This window comes from Paenarthrobacter sp. NCHU4564 (assembly GCF_052156435.1).
Taxonomy (GTDB): Bacteria; Actinomycetota; Actinomycetes; order Actinomycetales; family Micrococcaceae; genus Arthrobacter.
Genome location: NZ_JBQLIS010000012.1, coordinates 75235 through 93592, shown reverse-complemented (window position 1 = coordinate 93592; position 18358 = coordinate 75235). Strand labels below are relative to the sequence as shown.

Sequence of the window (18358 nt, the reverse complement as noted above, 5' to 3'; positions counted from 1 at the left end):
ACGCGGCGGCGTGGCTCTTCTGTGCCGGGGTGTCCACGGGTCGTCGGCGTTCCAACGGGTGTGCTGCCAACCGGTAGATTAGTAGACAGTTGTTTTTGCCACATCTGCCAGAGAAACGGATAAAACCCCGTGGTCCTTCGCCTTTCCCAGTTGTTCCTGCGCACCCTGCGTGAAGATCCCGTCGACGCCGAGGTTGCCAGCCACAAGCTGCTGGTCCGGGCCGGTTACATTCGCCGTGCGGCGCCGGGCATCTATACGTGGCTGCCGCTGGGCCTGAGCGTGCTCCGCAAGGTCGAAGAGATCATCCGCCAGGAAATGTCGGCCATCGGGGCCCAGGAAGTCCACTTCCCGGCACTCCTTCCGCGCGAACCGTACGAGGCAACCAACCGCTGGACCGAATACGGCGAAGGCCTCTTCCGCCTGCAGGACCGCAAGGGCGCCGACTACCTGCTTGCTCCGACCCACGAGGAAATGTTCACCCTGTTGGTCAAGGACCTCTACTCGTCCTACAAGGACCTTCCTCTGAGCCTGTACCAGATCCAGAACAAGTACCGCGATGAAGCCCGTCCCCGCGCAGGCCTGCTCCGCGGCCGTGAATTCATCATGAAGGATTCCTACTCGTTCGACGTCGACGACGCCGGCCTGGACGCAAGCTACGCCGCCCACCGCGCCGCTTACCTCAAGATCTTCGAACGGCTCGGCCTGGAAGTAGTGCCCGTCACGGCAACCGCCGGTGCCATGGGGGGTTCCAAGAGCGAGGAATTCCTGTTCCCCACGGAAATCGGGGAGGACACGTTTGTGCGCTCTGCCGGCGGTTACGCAGCCAACGTCGAGGCAGTGACCACGGTGGTTCCCGAGGACATCGACTTCACCACCGCGCCGGCGGCCGAGGTCCTGGATACACCGAACACGCCCACCATCGAGACGCTGGTGGACGCTGCCAACCAGCTGGCGCCACGCAGCGAAGCCGACGGCGGCGCCTGGACGGCCGCGGACACCCTCAAGAACGTCGTCCTCGCCGTGACGCTGCCCACGGGTGAGCGCCAGATCGTGGTGATCGGCGTTCCCGGTGACCGGGCGGTCGACCTCAAGCGCGTCGAGGCGAACATCGGGGCCTTCCTGCCGATCGGCGGCGAAGTCGGCCTGGAAGCCGCCAACGAGGAAGACCTCAGGAAGCTGCCCTGGCTCGTCAAGGGATACATCGGTCCCGGCCTGTCCCTGGACCAGGCCGTCCTGGGCCTTGAAGGTTCTTCCAAACTGCTGTTCCTGGTGGATCCGCGCGTGGTGTCCGGCACCGCCTGGGTCACCGGCGCCAACATCGAGGGCAAGCACGTCTTTGGACTCGTGGCAGGCCGCGACTTCACGTGGGACGGTGTCATTGAGTGCACCGAGGTCCGTGCCGGGGATCCCTCTCCGGACGGGTCGGGTCCGCTGGAAACCGCCCGGGGCATCGAAATGGGCCACATCTTCCAGTTGGGCCGCAAGTATGCCGAAGCCCTCGACCTCAAGGTCCTGGACCAGAACGGCAAGCAGGTAGTGGTTACCATGGGGTCCTACGGTGTGGGCGTGACGCGTGCTGTTGCTGCCTTGGCTGAAGCCAACCACGATGACCGTGGCCTGGTCTGGCCGCGCTCTGTCGCGCCGGCTGACGTCCATGTAGTGGCGGTCGGCCGCGGTGACGAAATCTTCGAAGCTGCCGGGAAGCTCTCCGCCGAACTCGAAGCAGCCGGCCTGGATGTCATCTACGACGACCGGCCCAAGGTTTCCCCTGGCGTAAAGTTCGGCGACGCCGAGCTGGTGGGCGTACCCACTATCCTCGCCGTGGGCCGAGGCCTGGTTGACGGCGTCGTGGAGATCAAGGACCGCCGCAGCGGCGACGCCGAGAACGTTGCAGTGGACAAGGCAGTCGACTACGTGGTCAACGCTGTCCGTAGCCGTTGATCTCCGGCTTCGAGTCGATCCAGCTCACCACCATCATCCTGATCGTGGTGGCTGGATTTGCTGCCGGATGGGTGGATGCCGTGGTGGGAGGCGGGGGACTGATCCAGCTCCCCGCCCTGTTGCTGGTGCCGGGGATCACGCCCGTCCAGGCTTTGGCCACCAACAAGATGGGCTCCATCTTCGGCACGGCCACGAGTGCCGCCACCTATTACCGCCGGGTGGGGCCCGACTTGAAAACTGCTGTCCCCATGGCGGTGATAGCCTTGGCCGGCAGCTTCGGCGGAGCCATCCTGGCAGCGTCGTTGCCCGCGAGCGTTTTCAAGCCGATCATCGTGGTCGCCCTCGTCGCGGTCGCAGTTTTTACTGCGCTCCGCCCCAGTGCGGGAGAGCTGACCGCACTCCGGCATGATGGCCACAAGCATTACGTTGTGGCCTGCCTCATCGGAGCGGTCATCGGCTTCTATGACGGGTTGATCGGCCCTGGCACGGGGTCGTTCCTGGTCATCGCCCTGGTCTCTGCCATGGGCTACGCCTTCCTGGAGGCCAGCGCCAAAGCCAAGATCGTCAACATGGCCACCAACGCAGGTGCCCTGCTGTTCTTCCTGCCACACGGGAGCCTGCTCTGGGGTGTTGGCCTGGTCCTGGGGCTGGCCAACATGGCCGGTGGTTACCTTGGTGCGCGGACGGCGGTTGCCCGGGGAAGCGGGTTTGTGCGGATCGTGTTCCTGATCGTGGTGGCTGCGCTGATCATCAAGCTCGGCGTCGATGTCTGGAACGACTCGTTCCAGTGACCTGCTCCGCGGCGCAGGCCGCGCGTTGGATCAACTGACGCCGTCACCAGGGTCAGGAAGGTCGCGGACCGCCGGCAGCCCGTCGAGGGTCTTCCCGGCCAGGGTGCTGGCCACCCACAGCGAGCGGGCAAGGTGGCCGGAATGTGCAGGCTTCGCCGCATACCAGAGTGCGTTGGCTGTCTCCCGCAACAGGCTCCATTCGCGGGCGGCTTCGGCGTCCAGGCCTGCAGCCCGGCTGAAGGCCACGCACCGTTCCTGGAGCCCGGCGGCCGGATCGCCCGCGGGCAGATCCCTGATCCGGTTCCACAGGACGGGAGCGACCGCGAATTCCGCTTCACCGATCTGTGGTTGCGGATCGATGGCGAGGTACCCGCCCCGCTGGCCGGCCTCCGGGCCATCGATGGCCAGGATGTTCATGAAGTGAAGGTCAGTGTGCACCAGGACGTCGGTTCCGGATCGGCGGCCGACTGCTCCGCGGGTCTGGCACACCTCCAATGCCGCTTCCAACAGCCACCTCGGGAATGGCCGGTCCAGGCGTTCCCACTCTGCCGGAAGTTCGTCGCTCCAGCGTTCGGCGGTGGCCGCCACGTGCTCCAACTCACGCCATTCCGGCCGCTCGTCCGGACGGATGGAGAGACGGCGCATGATGCCGCCCCAGATCTCCGCGGCTTCGTCCAAGGGAATGTCCTGGAGCCACCGTGTGGCATCAAGGCGTTCCAGCAGCATGGAGCAGCTGGGACCGTGGGCGGCCAGGAGCCGTACGGCGCCGTTCCCGTCCCAGAGGGTCAGGGCATGCCGCTCGACCACCGCCTCATCATGGGGATAGGCGATCTTGAGGGCAGCCCTCCGTCCCTCCTGTACGACGGGAACCACCAAAGCGCCATGGCCGTTCCACGGCTCCGCACCCGGGGCAAGGTCCACGGAGAGATTCCAAAGGTCCAGGGCGTCCCGAAGAAGCCCGGGCAGGCTGGCCAGCCAGTCCCGGCCCGCGGAGTGGCGGTTGTACCGGGCGTGCAGGTCGCCCGGAATCGGAATCATGGCAGGAAGGCTCACGCGATCAGCGTATCCCTGCGTGCCCCGGCGGCGACGTATTAACGGCAGTGAACCCGCTGGTCCAGCAGGAGACCGCGGGTTGGCCGGCAGGAATCAGCCGGCGTTGCTGTCGCTTGGCGTCGGCAGCGGAGGCAAGTTACCGGCGTCGAGCGTCAAACCGGGGAGGGGAGGTAACGGAGCGCCCCAGAGGGCGCTTCGGCGGCCGGTTGCCAGCAGGCCGCTGATGGCCCAATCGCGGGTTCCGCCGGTGGACAGGGCGACCAGGTCGCCGAACCGGGGCAGGCTGGCGGCTTCGAGGGCGCCAAGGGCTGCAGCCGGGGACTGCGCAAATTGCGCGGGGAGGCGGTAGCCGGCTTCCGGTGCCGGGACGTCCCCGCAATTGGCGCGGGTCAGTGTTTCTGCCTGGTGCAGGAGCTGTTCATGGGCCGCCAGGGCCGCGGCCGCGGAGTCCGCGGAACCGGCCTCGATCCGCTTAAGCGCAACCTGGTACACGTACACGGCCTCCTGCCCGGACCGTACTGCAGCTGCCAAGGCTGCATCGGTAGTGGCCGAACCGGGTTCGCTCGTGGGACTGACCGAAGGGCACGAAACCGGGCCGGCCGCCGTCGTGCTTTCGCCCTGGTTGGGTACCGGACCAGGCGCGGGAACTTGCCAGGCTGTCGCCAGTTCCTCTGCGGCCAGCAGTTGCGACGTTCCCACGGCGGCCAGCAGCCGTGCGATACCGCCGTCAGCTTCGCGGGCGTCCCGCAGCCGTTGGTGCCCGCTTGCCGACAGTCCGGCGACGAAAGCGGCCCTGGAAGGAGCAGCCGCACCGGTGGACACGGTGCCACTGGGCGGGGAAGTAGCCGGCGACTGCAGGGCACGGGCATGGGTTGTCAGTAATGTCACAATCCCTTGGCTGCCGGCCGCCGGGGCGGGGAGGGAGCCTGCGTCCTGCAGGGCAAGGGACGAGCTGCGCAGTTCCAGTGTGCTGTCCAGGGCGCCCCGGCGCGCGGCCTCCGTGAAGGAAACGTCGTCGGGAACGCCGGAATCGCGCGGAATAAGCACTATTCCGGTGCCGGCAACGAGCAGGGCCACCAGGCCAACAAGCAGGAGCCGTCCCCACTCCGGTGCCTGCCGTTTTTCCTTTGTCTGCCCGTTCACAACACACCATGGTGTCATGCGCGGCTGGAACTGCGTGCACCATGTGGTCCCGAAAATCGCTAGGCTAGTAGTCACAACAACATCTATCGGGAGGCGGCGGGCAGCGTGAGTGACTCGGAAGCCACGACTTCAACAGACCGTACTGGATCCAACTCAACGGCCACCATCCACAACCCGGAAGAGAGCAGGCTCAAGGCGCTGCTCGAACCGGCCGTCCTCGCCAACAGGCTCTACCTCGAGGATGTTTCCATCCACGTCGCCGGCTCCCACCGCACCGTCCACGTCGTCGTGGACCTGCCCCAGGAGGAAACCGGCGGGGTAAGCCTGGACGCCATCGCCGACGTCTCTCGATCCCTTTCCGATATTCTGGACAACGATCCCCACGACGACGGCCGTCCCTACGACCTCGAGGTGTCATCTCCCGGCGTGGGCCGGCCCCTGACGGAGCCACGCCACTGGCACCGCGCCCGCGGTCGGATGGTCAAGGTGAACGTTATCCAGGGCGAGAACGTCATGGGGCGGATCGCCTCGGTGCAGGACGACGCCGTGACGATCATTCCCGAACACGAGGTCAAGAAGGGCATGAAGCCCAAACAGGGCGACCCCATGACCATTCCTTTCGACAGGATCCGCCACGGAAAAGTCGAGATTGAATTCAGCCACCTCGATGAGGCAGTGCTGGCAGACGACAACAATGGACCTTCCGAGGAGGCCTAATGGATATTGACATGAGCGCACTGAGGCTCCTGGAGCGCGAGCGTGAAATCCCGCTGGACCTCTTGATCCCCACCATCGAGCAAGCCCTCCTGGTGGCGTACCACAAGACGCCCGGCGCCTTCGAGAAGGCCCGTGCCGAACTCGACCGCAAGAGCGGACACGTGACCATCTGGGCCACTGAGCTTGACGACGACGGCGAGGCCGTGGGCGAGTTCGAGGACACTCCGGCCGGTTTCGGCCGGATCGCCGCCAGCACCGCGCGTCAGATCATCCTGCAACGCCTGCGGGACGTGGAGGACGACAACGTCCTGGGAGAATTCAAGGGACGCGAAGGCGAACTCGTGGCCGGCATGATCCAGCAGGGCAACAACCCGCACATGATCCAGGTCAACCTGGGCGCCGTTGAGGCGCTTCTCCCGCCGCCCGAGCAGGTCCCCGGCGAGAAGTACCTTCACGGCAGCAGGCTCCGCGCCTTCGTGGTGGATGTCCACCGTGGCGCCAAGGGACCTTCCATCACGTTGTCCCGTTCGCACCCCGGCCTGGTCCGCAAGCTGTTCGAAATGGAAGTTCCGGAAATCGCGGACCGTTCCGTGGAGATCGTTGCGCTGGCCCGTGAAGCAGGCCACCGCACCAAGATCGCCGTCAAGGCCAACGCTCCCGGCGTCAACGCCAAAGGCGCCTGCATCGGTGAAATGGGCTCGCGCGTGCGTGCTGTCATGAACGAGCTCAACGACGAAAAGATCGACATCGTCGACTTCAGCGAGGACCCGGCGACGTTCATCGCCAACTCGCTGTCGCCCTCGAGGGTGAATTCGGTCACCATCACCGACGAGGCCACCAGGTCCGCGCGTGTCGTGGTTCCCGACTACCAACTGTCCTTGGCCATTGGCAAGGAAGGGCAGAATGCCCGGCTGGCGGCGAAGCTGACCGGTTGGCGCATCGATATCGTCTCCGACGCCGCAGCAGGAAAGGGCAGCCAGGAGTAGCAGCCGGCGTCCTGGTGCGGTGCTGCGCGCCGCGCTCGCACGGCGGCGGTTTCGGGACTCCGGGAGCGGGGGGCTAGAATGGATGGAACCGGGCTTTCGTCCGGTATCCGCGCGCCCGGGCGTGCCCCTACTGCTTCTGCAGGGCCGGGGCTCTCGGGTGCCAACAGTGTGAGGCAGGTAGGACACGTCGTGGCTGAACAGCTTGAACGTGGCCAAGGGCCTGTCCGCACCTGCATCGGATGCCGGAAGCAAGGATTCCGGTCCGAGCTTGTCCGGCTGGTCGCCCAGGGCGGCGGATCTTCCGCAGTCCTCGTCGATGTTCGACGCCGGATGGCCGGCAGGGGTGCGTGGCTGCACCCCAGCGAAAAGTGCTTGGCATTGGCGGTCAAGCGGCGAGCTTTCGGAAGGGCCCTCGCGGGCGCATCCGAAACGGGCGCCGTGGAACGCTACCTGATGCCGGGTGTGCCACTTGCGGAGGTTCCGGCTTCCGCAGGAAAACCGTCCAAACCTGAAAGCGGGTCAGAAATCTGATGGAAACCCGATGAGTTCCCAGCGATGAGTGCGTAACGATGACAACTTTGTTGCGCTCTGCAAAGGGCCTTTCCGCCGTGCGTACGGCAGGGGTCCGCAGTAAGAAGTAGACGGTTCGTGCCTGGCTCGGTGCGGACCGAGACAGGAGAAAAGTGGCCAAGGTCCGCGTACATGAGCTCGCCAAAGAGCTCGGTATTACTTCCAAAGATGCAGTCACCAAACTGCAGGAATTGGGCGAATTCGTTCGCTCCGCCTCTTCCACCATTGAGGCCCCCGTCGTGAAGAAGCTTCGCGACGCCTACCCGTCGGCAGGCGCTGCCAAGTCTGCTGCTCCTACGGCAGCCCCCAAGGCTCCGTCCGCCCCCTCAGCATCACGCCCGGCAGCACCTGCACCCGGTCCGGCTGCCCCCAAGGCACCGGCAGCGCCGGCTCCTGCTGCTCCCGCAGCACAGGCAGCTCCGTCGGCTCCGGCCCCCGCTGCACCGGCGGCGTCAACTCCGGCGCCGGCCAAGCCCGGCGCCCGCCCCGGTCCCAAGGCCGATGCTCCTTCTTCGGCCCGTCCCGGTGGACAGGCTCCCCGTCCGGGCGGTCCGCGTCCGGGCAACAACCCCTTTGCTACCTCCCAGGGCATGCCCCGGGGTCGTGGCGGAGACAACGAACGTCCGCCGCGTCCGGGCAACAACCCGTTCGCCACGTCGCAGGGCATGCCCCGTCCGGGTGGCCGCAACGAAGGTGAGCGTCCGGGTGGTCCGCGTCCTGCAGCCGGTGCCGGTGGCCCGCGTCCTGCAGCCGGTTCGGGCGGTCCCCGTCCCGCAGCAGGTTCCGGTGGTCCCCGTCCGGGTGCACCGCGCCCCGGTGCCCCGCGTCCGGGTGCACCGCGCCCCGGTGGTCCCCGTCCTACTCCGGGCATGATGCCCAACCGTACTGAGCGCCCGGCACCTGCCGGCGCAGGCCGTCCCGGTGGTCCGGGTCGTCCGGGAGGTCCCGGTCGTCCCGGTGGCGCACCCGGTGGTGGCACTGGTGGCGGAGCTCCCGCCGGCGGTGGCTTCGGCAAGGGTGGCCGCGGTCGCGGTGGCACCCAGGGTGCGTTCGGCAAGGGCGGCGCCGGCCGTGGCAAGCAGCGCAAGTCCAAGCGCGCAAAGCGCCAGGAACTGGAGCAGATGAGTGCTCCGTCGCTGGGCGGCGTAACCGTGCCCCGCGGCGACGGCGAGACCATCATCCGTCTCCGTCGTGGCTCCTCCATCACGGACTTCGCCGAGAAGATCGATGCGAACCCCGCCTCGCTCGTTACCGTCCTGTTCCACCTCGGTGAGATGGCAACGGCAACGCAGTCCCTCGATGAGGACACCTTTGCCCTGCTTGGCGCCGAATTGGGCTACAAGCTGCAGGTCGTTTCCCCCGAAGACGAAGAGCGCGAACTTCTCGATTCGTTCGACATCGACCTCCAGGGCGAACTGGATGCCGAAGGCGACGACGTCCTGGAGCCGCGTGCACCGGTTGTCACGGTCATGGGCCACGTCGACCACGGTAAGACCCGCCTGCTTGACGCCATCCGCAACTCCAACGTTGTGGCAGGCGAGCACGGCGGCATCACGCAGCACATCGGTGCTTACCAGATCAGCCACATCCACGAGGGTTCGCCCCGCGACATCACCTTCATCGACACCCCGGGCCACGAGGCGTTCACCGCCATGCGTGCCCGTGGTGCGAAGGTCACGGACATCGCGATCCTGGTGGTTGCAGCCGACGACGGCGTCATGCCGCAAACCGTTGAAGCGCTCAACCACGCCCAGGCGGCCGATGTGCCGATCGTGGTCGCCGTGAACAAGATCGATAAGGAAGGCGCCAACCCTGACAAGGTCAAGGGCCAGCTGACCGAGTACGGCCTGGTTCCCGAGGAATACGGTGGCGACACCATGTTCGTCGAGGTTTCTGCCCGCCAGAACCTGAACATCGACGAGCTCATCGAGGCAGTCCTCCTGACCGCGGACGCGGCACTGGACCTGCGCGCCAACCCGGACAAGGACGCTCGAGGCATCGCCATCGAAGCGAACCTGGACAAGGGCCGCGGTGCGGTCGCAACGGTCCTGGTGCAGTCCGGTACTCTCGCTGTCGGCGACACGATCGTTGCCGGTACGGCCCACGGCCGTGTCCGTGCCATGTTCGACGAGAACGGCGAGGCACTGGATGTCGCCCTGCCGTCCCGTCCGGTCCAGGTCCTCGGCCTGTCCAACGTGCCCCGTGCAGGTGACACCTTCCTGGTGACGCCGGACGAGCGTACAGCCCGCCAGATCGCTGAGAAGCGTGAAGCAGCAGACCGCAACGCCGCCCTGGCCAAGCGCCGCAAGCGGATCAGCCTGGAAGACTTCGACCAGGCCGTTGCCGAAGGCAAGATCGACACCCTCAACCTCATCCTCAAGGGTGACGTGTCCGGTGCCGTCGAAGCCCTCGAGGACGCCTTGCTCAAGATCGACGTCGGAGACGACGACGTTCAGCTCCGTGTCATCCACCGCGGTGTGGGTGCCATCACGCAGAACGACGTCAACCTGGCAACGGTGGACAACGCCATCATCATCGGCTTCAACGTCAAGCCTGCCGAGCGCGTGGCCGAACTGGCCGACCGCGAAGGCGTGGACATGCGCTTCTACTCCGTCATCTACGCAGCAATCGATGACATTGAGATGGCCCTCAAGGGCATGCTCAAGCCGGAGTACGAGGAAGTCCAGCTTGGTACCGCCGAGGTCCGCGAAGTCTTCCGTTCGTCCAAGTTCGGCAACATCGCCGGCTCGATCGTCCGTACCGGCATCATCCGCCGTAACACCAAGGCCCGTGTCAGCCGCGACGGCAAGGTCATCGGTGAGAACCTCACCGTCGAGACCCTCAAGCGGTTCAAGGACGACGCCACCGAAGTCCGCACCGACTTCGAATGTGGTATCGGTCTTGGTTCGTACAACGACATCGCCGAAGGTGACATCATCGAAACCTTCGAGATGCGCGAGAAGCCGCGCGTCTAGGCTCCGTTTGGAACGGGTCCGTCGGGAAATTCCGGCGGACCCGTTCCGCACCCCCAATCCCATTCCAGGAGGAAACCATGGCTGATCCGGCACGCGCTGCCAAGCTGGCACAGCGGATCAAGGTAGTGGTGGCCGAAGCCCTCGGGCGGAGGGTCAAGGACCCGCGCGTCGAGTCCATCACCATCACTGACGCCCGCGTCACCAACGACCTTCAGCACGCCACCGTCTACTACACCGTATTCGGCGACGACACCGCCCACGCTGACGCCGCCAAGGCCTTGGAGAAGGCCAAGGGTGTCCTGCGCCAGGAGGTGGGCCGGAACATCACCGTCCGCCTGACGCCCACCCTTGAGTTCGTGGCAGACCAGATTCCGGTCAACGCCTCGAACCTCGAAGAACTGTTGCGCGAGGCAAAGCGCCGCGATGCCGAGGTCGCCGCCTTGGCAGCCGGCGCCAAGCACGCGGGCGAGGCCGACCCGTACAAGAGTGATTCGTCCCAGGACATCGACGAGGACGACTTCGACGAAGAGGACATCGACCTCTCTGACGATGACGACCTCGACGAGGACGCCCACCGTTCCTAGCCGTTCGGCGTTGGTTCAAAAGATGCCCCCGGGATGCCGTCCCGGGGGCATCTTTGCCGTTTACGGACCCGTTAGGATCGTGGCATGTCCGAGCACAACGAGCAGCAACGCGACGAGTACCTCAAGCACGCCATCAGGCTGGCCGTGGACAACGTTTCCGACGGCGGCGGCCCGTTTGGTGCGGTAGTGGTCACCCCGGATGGCACGGTCCATGAAGGAGTCAACCGGGTCACCCGGGACAACGATCCCACCGCCCACGCCGAGGTGGTCGCCATCCGGCGTGCCGCAGCCGGCACGCGCAGCTTCGACCTCAGTGGTTCGGTGCTGTACGCCAGTTGCGAGCCATGCCCCTTGTGCCTTGCGGCCACCCTGTGGGCACGCATCGGAAGGGTCTGGTACGCGGCGGACAGGCACGGTGCCGCCCGTGCAGGTTTTGACGATGCTGTCTTCTACGAGTACTTCGCCGGGCAACGGCCCGGGCTGCTTCCGGTGGACCATGCGCCGCTGCCCATGGCCGACACGCCGTTTGAGACGTGGCGGAACAACGCCGCCCGCACCCGCTACTGACGCACGACGACGACTGCCGCTCCCGTGCGCCCAACGGGGCCTAAACCCGGGCAGGCAGCCGGCTGACGCCGTCGAGCAGGTCTTTTTGCTCCCCGCAGAGGGCAATCCGTATCCAGCCCTCGCCGATCGGGCCGAACGCCGTGCCGGGAGCGAAAGCGACGCCTGAATCCGCCAGGAAGGACCGGACCCAGGCCCGGATGTTGCCCTGGCTGACGTGGGACAGATCCGCCCAAAGGTAGAACGCACCCTGTGCGCCAAGGAACGGAATCCCTTTCGCTTCCAAAACGCGGGAGGCCGCATCACGATTGCCTCGGTAGTGGCCGCGCGCCGTGGCCACGTAATCCTGGGGGCCTGTCAGTGCCGCCAGGGCGGCGTACTGCGAGGGTGATGCGACGCAGGAAACGATCGCCTCCATGACATTGTTCATGGTCGTTTCCAGTCCCGGCGGGCAAACCAGGGCTCCGATCCTCAGCCCGGTCAGCCCGTAGGTCTTGGACAGCGTCAGGGATGTGAAGACGCGGGCCTTGCCCGGCACGTCGCTGTCGAAGCGGGCGGGGCTGACATGGGGCACATCGAAGGTGAAAGCCTCATAGCATTCGTCGGAGATGATCCAGAGATCATGCCGCACCGCGAGTTCCACCAACTGCCGCACGGTGTCCTCCTGGATGACGGCCCCGAGTGGGTTGGACGGCGAGTTCACCACCAGCACCTTGGTTGCAGGCGTGATGAGGGCCTCGATGTCCTCGATGTGCGGCTGGAAGCCATGGTGGGGGTAGAGGGGATAGCGGACCGGTACAGCGTGCAGCAGCCTGCCCGTCATCGCGAACGTGGGGTAGCCGGGATCGGGTATCAGGATTTCATCGCCGGGGGAGAGGAGCAGGCTCATGGCGAAGTGGAGGCCCTGCTGCGCTCCGTCCACCACGTAGACGCGCTCAGGTCCGATGTCCAGGTGCTGTTGCTCGCGGAACCTGGCCGCAAAAGCCTCGCGCAGGGCCGGGAGGCCGGCGTTGGGAGTGTAGTTGGTTTCGTCCCGGTCAAGGCAGGCCATCCCTGCGTCCAGGACGTGCCGGGGGAGCGGGAACCCCGGTTCGCCGATGCTCAGGACGATCGCGTCCGGGGTATTCCAGGCGGCCTCGGTGATCTCGCGGATCTGGTTCACGGGGACGTCGCGGACGTGCTCGGCAAGGTGGGGCATGGGAGCCATCCTAGCCACCGATATACTGATAAGCGTGCTTTCTGGACTGGTGATCGTTGACAAACCGCAGGGATGGACCAGCCACGATGTGGTTGGCCGGATGCGGCGGCTGGCCGGCACCCGGAAAGTCGGCCATGCGGGGACGCTCGACCCCATGGCAACCGGTGTTCTGGTGCTGGGCATCAATAAGGCCACCAGGTTGCTGACCTACATCGTCGGCACCTCCAAGACCTACACGGCCACCATTCGGCTTGGCGAAAGCACCATTACGGACGACGCCGAGGGCGACGTGACGGAAGCGCGCAGCGCCGCGGGCGTCAGCAACGCCGATATCGCACTCGGGATCGAGGCCCTGAAAGGCCCCATCCAGCAGGTTCCCAGCAGCGTCAGCGCCATCAAAGTCAACGGCGAACGGTCCTATGCGCGCGTCCGCTCGGGAGAAGAGGTCAAGCTCGCGGCCCGTCCCGTAACCATCCACCGTTTCGATATGCATGGTGTCGCCAGGAACGACGGCGGCAGGACAGTGGACGTGGACGTCACCGTTGAATGCTCCTCGGGCACGTATATCAGGGCCCTCGCCAGGGACCTGGGGGCTGCCTTGGGCGTGGGCGGCCACTTGACCGCCCTGCGGCGCACCCAGGTAGGCCCGTACTCGATCGACCAGGCCAGGACCCTGGATGAACTCGCCCGCGAGCTCCAGGTCCTGGAGATGTCTGCCGCAGCGCGTTCCCTGATGCCCAACCGCGAGTTGACCGACCATGAGGCCACGGAAATTTCCTTCGGCCGACGGATCGCTGCCGGGCCTGCGTCCGGTACTCCCGGAGCAGCCACCGCGGAGAATCCGGCCGCAGCCTTTGCGCCGTCGGGCGAGCTGGTTGCGCTGCTGGCCGACGCCGGAAGCTTCGCCAAACCGGTTTTGGTCTTCGCCCCGGCAGCAGGGCAGGAAAACTAGGCATGGACGGATACTTCTACTCAATCCTCATCATTGGATTGGTCTCCTCGATCGTGTGCATCGTGGCAGGTGTGCTGAAGAAGGCGCCGAACGACATCACCATCCTGTCCGTCCTTGCGGTGGAAGCCGCACTGCTGGTGTACCTGGTGGGCTCGATCGTCCGCGTCGCCCTGGGCGAAGAGATGGCCGGCGAGCCGTGGGAATTCTGGGGCTACCTGGTGACGGCACTCATGATTCCCCTGGGCGCCGTGTACTGGTCCATCCTGGAGAAAACACGGTGGAGCAACTTCGTCCTGGCAGCGGTGGGCGTCACCGCCCTTGTCATGGCCGCCCGCATGAACCAGATCTGGTACTGACGTGAAGGAAGAAAACGACGTGACTGGAACCGAGACCGACCGCACCGGCAGCGGGAAGCAGGTGGCTGCCAAGGACACCCGCAACACCGGGCCGGGACGGCTGCTGATTGCCGTTTATGCGGTGTTTGCCTTGTCGGCTACGGCCAGGGCCGGGTACCAGATCGCCACCAAATTCAACGAGGCCCCGCTGGCCCATGTCCTGTCGGCATTCGCCGCCGTGGTCTACATTGTGGCTACCGTTTCCCTGGCCAAGCCGGGACGCACGTGGTTCAGGATCTCCCTGGCGGCTGTCCTGGTGGAACTGGTTGGCGTGCTGGTGGTGGGTGCCGTCAGCCTTTTCGACCCGGTTGCCTTCCCGCATGACACGGTGTGGTCCCTTTTCGGACGCGGTTACGGGTTTGTTCCGCTGGTGCTTCCCGTCCTGGGGCTTCTGTGGCTGAACCGCCGCAGGCCGTCCTGAGCGTCCTGCGGAGCGGGTAACCTTAGAATGTTCCGGGGCCCGGAGGCTGCCGGGCAGAACACTTATCTGCAGTAAAAAGGCGAGGTTGATGGTCCACATCTGGAACGATCCCACCGAGGTCCCGCGGGACTTTGGTCCCACAGCGGTCACCATCGGAAACTTCGACGGCGTCCATCGTGGCCACCAGCATGTGCTTGCCCTCCTGACGGATACGGCCAGGCGCCAAGGTATTCCGTCCGTCGCTGTGACCTTTGAACCACACCCTGCCCAGGTCCACCGGCCCGAATCGGCACCGGAGTTGATCATGGGCCTGCAGGACAAGATCGACGCCTTGGGACACGCCGGCGTGGATGCAGTCCTTGTCATGAAGTACACCCTGGACCTGGCCGCCATGACCCCGTTGGAATTCGTCCAGCAGATCCTGCTTGATGCCCTGCAGGCAGGCCACGTGGTGGTTGGCCACGATCTCCGGTTCGGTGCGGGCAACTCGGGTGACGTTGCCACGATGCAGGAGCTCGGTGACCAATTGGGCTTCGGTGTCCAGGTCGTCAACGAATACGGCGCGGGCGGCTTCCCCGTCCACCACGACGGCGATGAAGACCGCCGCTGTTCGTCCACCTGGGTCAGGGAAGCGTTGTCCGAGGGCGACGTCGTGACCGCTGCCGCGATCCTCGGCCGTCCGCACCGGATGCGCGGTGAAGTGGTCCATGGCGCAGCCCGGGGACGCGACCTCGGGTTTCCCACGGCCAACTTGTCGCACGACTCCACAGGATATGTGCCGGCTGATGGAATCTATGCGGGCTGGCTTGTCGACCAGGCCGGAACGCGTTGGCCTGCTGCCATCTCCGTCGGATCCAATCCCACCTTCGATGGCGTGAGCCGGCAAGTGGAGGCGCATGTGATCGACCGCCCGGAAGGGGAGGTCGTGGACGACTTCAACCTGTACGGCCAGACTGTGGCCGTGGAATTCACCCAACGACTGCGGGGAATGGTGGCCTATCGGGGCCCGGAAGCCCTGGTGGAGCAGATGTGCCTGGACGTAGCCCAGGCGCACGAATTGCTGTCCGGACGGTAGGCGGCAGGCCGCCGTCGTGCTTGTCCCCTCACCCGCGGCAGGACCGCAGCAGGTGCCTTTTCGACAACAATGCCGGCCTCCCGGTAAACTGATCAGTGGTTCCGGCCGCAGTCCGTGGCAGCTGGACCTGTTTTTGTGTGCGGTGACGCACCGGAAGCAACCCGGCAGTGAAGCGCTGATCCGGGAAGCACGGCACAACTCTAGGAGTTCACGTGGCACTTGACGCCGCTGTAAAGCAGTCCATCATCAAGGAATACGCAACGTCCGAAGGCGACACCGGTTCGCCCGAGGTCCAGGTTGCCGTCCTGACCCAGCGGATCAAGGATCTGACTGAGCACATGAAGCAGCACAAGCACGACTTCCACACCCAGCGCGGCCTGCTCGCCCTGGTTGGTCGCCGCAAGCGCATGCTTTCCTACCTGAAGGACACTGACATCGCCCGCTACCGTTCGCTCATCGAGCGTCTCGGCCTGCGCCGCTAGTCTGCCTGGGCGGCCCGGTCCTTCACGGAGCGGGCCGCTTTCTTCACAACAACTAAAAACAGGAATCAACCGCATCGCGCATTCGCGGTCCTCGGTAGTGGTTCCCGGGAAGGCCGTCAACGGACGGCGCGCCCGTGGATCTCGATCGATGACCGGGTGTCGTACAGGCCAGTAATGAAGAAGGGGCCTGGGTTGATGCGGCGGACTTCCGCTCAACAGAAACGGAGGTGACTCTCATGGAGGGTCCCGAAATCCAGTTCTCCGAAGCCATCATCGACAACGGCCGCTTTGGCAAGCGCGTGATCCGCTTTGAAACCGGCCGCCTTGCCAAGCAGGCCGCCGGTGCCTCGATGGTCTACATCGACGACGACACCGCTCTTCTTTCCGCCACCACTGCCGGCAAGCAGCCGCGCGAAGGCTTCGATTTCTTCCCCCTGACCGTGGACGTCGAGGAGCGCATGTACGCTGCCGGCCGTATCCCGGGCTCGTTCTTCCGCCGTGAAGGCCGTCCTTCCACGGAAGCCATCCTGGCCTGCCGCCTCATGGACCGCCCGCTGCGTCCGGCCTTCGTCAAGGGCCTGCGCAACGAAGTCCAGATCGTCGTCACGGTCCTGGCCATCAACCCGGACGAACTGTACGACGTCGTTGCGATCAACGCCTCGTCCATGTCCACCCAGCTCTCCGGCCTCCCGTTCTCCGGCCCGATCGGTGGCGTCCGCGTCGCCCTCATCGCCGACGAGCAGGGCTCCCAGTGGGTTGCGTTCCCCAAGCATTCCCAGCTGGAGAACGCCGTGTTCAACATGGTGGTTGCCGGCCGTGTCGCAGGCGACGACGTCGCGATCATGATGGTCGAAGCCGAAGCCACGGACAACTCCTGGAACCTCATCAAGGAACAGGGCGCCACCGCTCCCACCGAAGAGGTTGTGTCCGAGGGGCTCGAGGCCGCCAAGCCGTTCATCCGCGCCCTGTGCGAGGCACAGTCGGACCTGGCCTCCCGCGCTGCAAAGCCCACCGTCGAGTTCCCGGTCTTCCTTGACTACCAGGACGACGCTTACGCCGCTGTCGAGGCTGCTGCTGCAGACAAGCTTGCTGCTGTCTTCCAGATCGCCGACAAGCAGGAGCGCGACAACGCTTCCGACGCACTCAAGGACGAGGTCCTTGGCGCCCTCGCCGGAGATTTCGAAGGCCGCGAGAAGGAACTCTCCGCAGCGTTCCGCTCCGTCACCAAGCATGTTGTCCGCCAGCGCATCCTCAAGGACCAGATCCGCATCGACGGCCGTGGCCTGACGGACATCCGCCAGCTGACCGCCGAGGTCGAGGTTCTTCCGCGCGTTCACGGTTCTGCCATCTTCGAGCGCGGTGAAACCCAGATCATGGGCGTCACCACGCTGAACATGCTCAAGATGGAGCAGCAGATCGATTCCCTGTCGCCGGTCACGCGCAAGCGTTACATGCACAACTACAACTTCCCGCCGTACTCCACCGGTGAGACCGGCCGTGTCGGTTCCCCGAAGCGCCGCGAAATCGGCCACGGTGCCCTCGCTGAGCGTGCCCTGGTTCCGGTCCTGCCGAGCCGCGAGGAATTCCCGTACGCCATCCGCCAGGTATCCGAAGCCCTCGGCTCCAACGGCTCCACCTCCATGGGCTCGGTCTGTGCTTCCACGCTGTCCATGCTCAACGCCGGTGTTCCGCTGAAGGCTGCCGTTGCCGGTATCGCCATGGGCCTGGTATCCGACCAGGTCGACGGCCAGACCCGCTACGCGGCCCTGACTGACATCCTTGGTGCCGAAGACGCCTTCGGCGACATGGACTTCAAGGTTGCCGGTACCTCCGAGTTCGTCACTGCCATCCAGCTGGACACCAAGCTTGACGGCATTCCGGCTTCGGTCCTGGCCGCTGCCCTGAAGCAGGCCCGCGAGGCCCGCCTCCACATCCTCGAGGTCATCAACGCAGCGATCGACACCCCGGACGAGCTCTCCGAGTTCGCTCCGCGCGTCATCGCCGTGAAGATCCCCGTGGACAAGATCGGCGAGGTCATTGGCCCCAAGGGCAAGATGATCAACCAGATCCAGGAAGACACGGGCGCGGACATCTCGATCGAGGACGACGGCACGGTCTACATCGGTGCCACCGACGGCCCGTCGGCCGACGCCGCACGGTCCGCCATCAACGCCATCGCGAACCCGCAGGTACCGGAAGTCGGTGAGCGCTACCTGGGTACGGTCGTCAAGACCACCACGTTCGGCGCTTTCGTGTCCCTCACCCCGGGCAAGGACGGCCTGCTGCACATCTCCGAACTCCGCAAGCTGGCCAACGGCAAGCGCGTGGACAATGTCGATGACGTCGTCTCCGTGGGCCAGAAGGTCCAGGTCGAGATCACCAAGATTGACGACCGCGGCAAGCTGTCCCTCTCTCCGGTTGTGGCCGAGGAAGAGGGCGCTTCCGAGGAAGCTCCGGCAGAAGCCGCAGAGGCTTCGGCAGAGTAGTCTGTCAGAAGTACCCGGCGGGGCT

Annotated in this window: 17 protein-coding genes; 14 read left to right on the top strand and 3 right to left on the bottom strand. The window is 65.5% G+C overall.

Annotated features, from left to right (window positions below):
* Positions 1–129: 129 nt before the first annotated feature.
* On the top strand, positions 130–1941 hold the full coding sequence (locus ACSVIE_RS13565; RefSeq protein ID WP_426006799.1) for a proline--tRNA ligase: 1812 nt from the start codon (positions 130–132) through the stop codon (positions 1939–1941).
* Positions 1938–2732 (top strand): sulfite exporter TauE/SafE family protein, encoded by a 795-nt coding sequence (locus ACSVIE_RS13560; RefSeq protein WP_426006800.1) that lies wholly within the window; start codon positions 1938–1940, stop codon positions 2730–2732. Before ACSVIE_RS13565 ends, ACSVIE_RS13560 begins: the two co-directional genes overlap by 4 nt.
* Positions 2733–2762: 30 nt before the next feature.
* Here ACSVIE_RS13560 and ACSVIE_RS13555 read toward each other — a convergent pair whose 3' ends face one another.
* Positions 2763–3785 (bottom strand): aminoglycoside phosphotransferase family protein, encoded by a 1023-nt coding sequence (locus tag ACSVIE_RS13555; RefSeq protein ID WP_442424175.1) that lies wholly within the window; start codon positions 3783–3785, stop codon positions 2763–2765.
* 93 nt (positions 3786–3878) lie between these two features.
* Positions 3879–4928, bottom strand: a complete 1050-nt coding sequence (locus ACSVIE_RS13550; RefSeq protein ID WP_442424174.1) for a DUF4439 domain-containing protein — start codon at positions 4926–4928, stop codon at positions 3879–3881.
* A 105-nt stretch (positions 4929–5033) separates the two neighbouring features.
* Between ACSVIE_RS13550 and rimP the strand changes: the two genes are divergently transcribed.
* From rimP to ACSVIE_RS13520, 6 genes are all read left to right on the top strand, one after another.
* Positions 5034–5645: a ribosome maturation factor RimP gene (gene rimP / locus ACSVIE_RS13545; RefSeq protein WP_426006803.1), complete on the top strand. Its 612-nt coding sequence runs from the start codon at positions 5034–5036 to the stop codon at positions 5643–5645.
* Complete coding sequence (gene nusA, locus ACSVIE_RS13540; RefSeq protein WP_426006804.1) at positions 5645–6631, top strand: transcription termination factor NusA; 987 nt, start codon at positions 5645–5647, stop codon at positions 6629–6631. The genes rimP and nusA overlap by 1 nt, the downstream gene beginning before the upstream one ends.
* A gap of 189 nt (positions 6632–6820) precedes the next feature.
* On the top strand, positions 6821–7162 hold the full coding sequence (locus tag ACSVIE_RS13535) for a YlxR family protein (RefSeq protein ID WP_426006805.1): 342 nt from the start codon (positions 6821–6823) through the stop codon (positions 7160–7162).
* 152 nt (positions 7163–7314) lie between these two features.
* The gene (infB, locus tag ACSVIE_RS13530; RefSeq protein WP_442424173.1) at positions 7315–10176 is read left to right on the top strand and encodes a translation initiation factor IF-2; all 2862 of its coding nucleotides are present in this window, start codon (positions 7315–7317) and stop codon (positions 10174–10176) included.
* Positions 10177–10253: 77 nt separating this feature from the next.
* Positions 10254–10760 (top strand): 30S ribosome-binding factor RbfA, encoded by a 507-nt coding sequence (gene rbfA / locus ACSVIE_RS13525; RefSeq protein WP_426006807.1) that lies wholly within the window; start codon positions 10254–10256, stop codon positions 10758–10760.
* 84 nt (positions 10761–10844) lie between these two features.
* Positions 10845–11327, top strand: a complete 483-nt coding sequence (locus ACSVIE_RS13520; protein ID WP_442424172.1) for a nucleoside deaminase — start codon at positions 10845–10847, stop codon at positions 11325–11327.
* Between the two features lie 40 nt (positions 11328–11367).
* On the opposite strand, the gene ACSVIE_RS13515 is transcribed toward ACSVIE_RS13520, so the two are convergent.
* Positions 11368–12522, bottom strand: a complete 1155-nt coding sequence (locus tag ACSVIE_RS13515) for a pyridoxal phosphate-dependent aminotransferase (protein WP_442424171.1) — start codon at positions 12520–12522, stop codon at positions 11368–11370.
* 34 nt (positions 12523–12556) lie between these two features.
* Between ACSVIE_RS13515 and truB the strand changes: the two genes are divergently transcribed.
* From truB to ACSVIE_RS13485, 6 genes are all read left to right on the top strand, one after another.
* The gene (gene truB, locus ACSVIE_RS13510) at positions 12557–13474 is read left to right on the top strand and encodes a tRNA pseudouridine(55) synthase TruB (protein WP_442424170.1); all 918 of its coding nucleotides are present in this window, start codon (positions 12557–12559) and stop codon (positions 13472–13474) included.
* Between the two features lie 2 nt (positions 13475–13476).
* Positions 13477–13830: a hypothetical protein gene (locus tag ACSVIE_RS13505; RefSeq protein WP_442424169.1), complete on the top strand. Its 354-nt coding sequence runs from the start codon at positions 13477–13479 to the stop codon at positions 13828–13830.
* Positions 13831–13849: 19 nt separating this feature from the next.
* A complete protein-coding gene (locus ACSVIE_RS13500; RefSeq protein ID WP_426006812.1) occupies positions 13850–14290 on the top strand; it encodes a hypothetical protein in 441 nt (146 codons plus the stop codon).
* Positions 14291–14378: 88 nt separating this feature from the next.
* Positions 14379–15365 carry a bifunctional riboflavin kinase/FAD synthetase gene (locus ACSVIE_RS13495; RefSeq protein WP_442424168.1) on the top strand — a complete coding sequence of 329 codons (987 nt, stop codon included), beginning with the start codon at positions 14379–14381 and terminating at the stop codon, positions 15363–15365.
* 212 nt (positions 15366–15577) lie between these two features.
* Positions 15578–15847, top strand: coding sequence for a 30S ribosomal protein S15 (gene rpsO / locus ACSVIE_RS13490; protein ID WP_021472634.1), 270 nt, complete (start codon positions 15578–15580; stop codon positions 15845–15847).
* A gap of 236 nt (positions 15848–16083) precedes the next feature.
* The gene (locus tag ACSVIE_RS13485) at positions 16084–18333 is read left to right on the top strand and encodes a polyribonucleotide nucleotidyltransferase (protein ID WP_426006815.1); all 2250 of its coding nucleotides are present in this window, start codon (positions 16084–16086) and stop codon (positions 18331–18333) included.
* Positions 18334–18358 lie beyond the last annotated feature (25 nt).

Excerpts from the sequence above, each read along its gene's own strand:
- nusA (WP_426006804.1), top strand. The coding sequence starts at position 5,645 with ATGGATATTGACATGAGCGCACTGAGGCTCCTGGAGCGCGAGCGTGAA.
- rbfA (WP_426006807.1), top strand. The coding sequence starts at position 10,254 with ATGGCTGATCCGGCACGCGCTGCCAAGCTGGCACAGCGGATCAAGGTA.
- ACSVIE_RS13520 (WP_442424172.1), top strand. The coding sequence starts at position 10,845 with ATGTCCGAGCACAACGAGCAGCAACGCGACGAGTACCTCAAGCACGCC.
- ACSVIE_RS13515 (WP_442424171.1), bottom strand. The coding sequence starts at position 12,522 with ATGCCCCACCTTGCCGAGCACGTCCGCGACGTCCCCGTGAACCAGATC.
- ACSVIE_RS13505 (WP_442424169.1), top strand. The coding sequence starts at position 13,477 with ATGGACGGATACTTCTACTCAATCCTCATCATTGGATTGGTCTCCTCG.
- ACSVIE_RS13495 (WP_442424168.1), top strand. The coding sequence starts at position 14,379 with ATGGTCCACATCTGGAACGATCCCACCGAGGTCCCGCGGGACTTTGGT.
- ACSVIE_RS13485 (WP_426006815.1), top strand. The coding sequence starts at position 16,084 with ATGGAGGGTCCCGAAATCCAGTTCTCCGAAGCCATCATCGACAACGGC.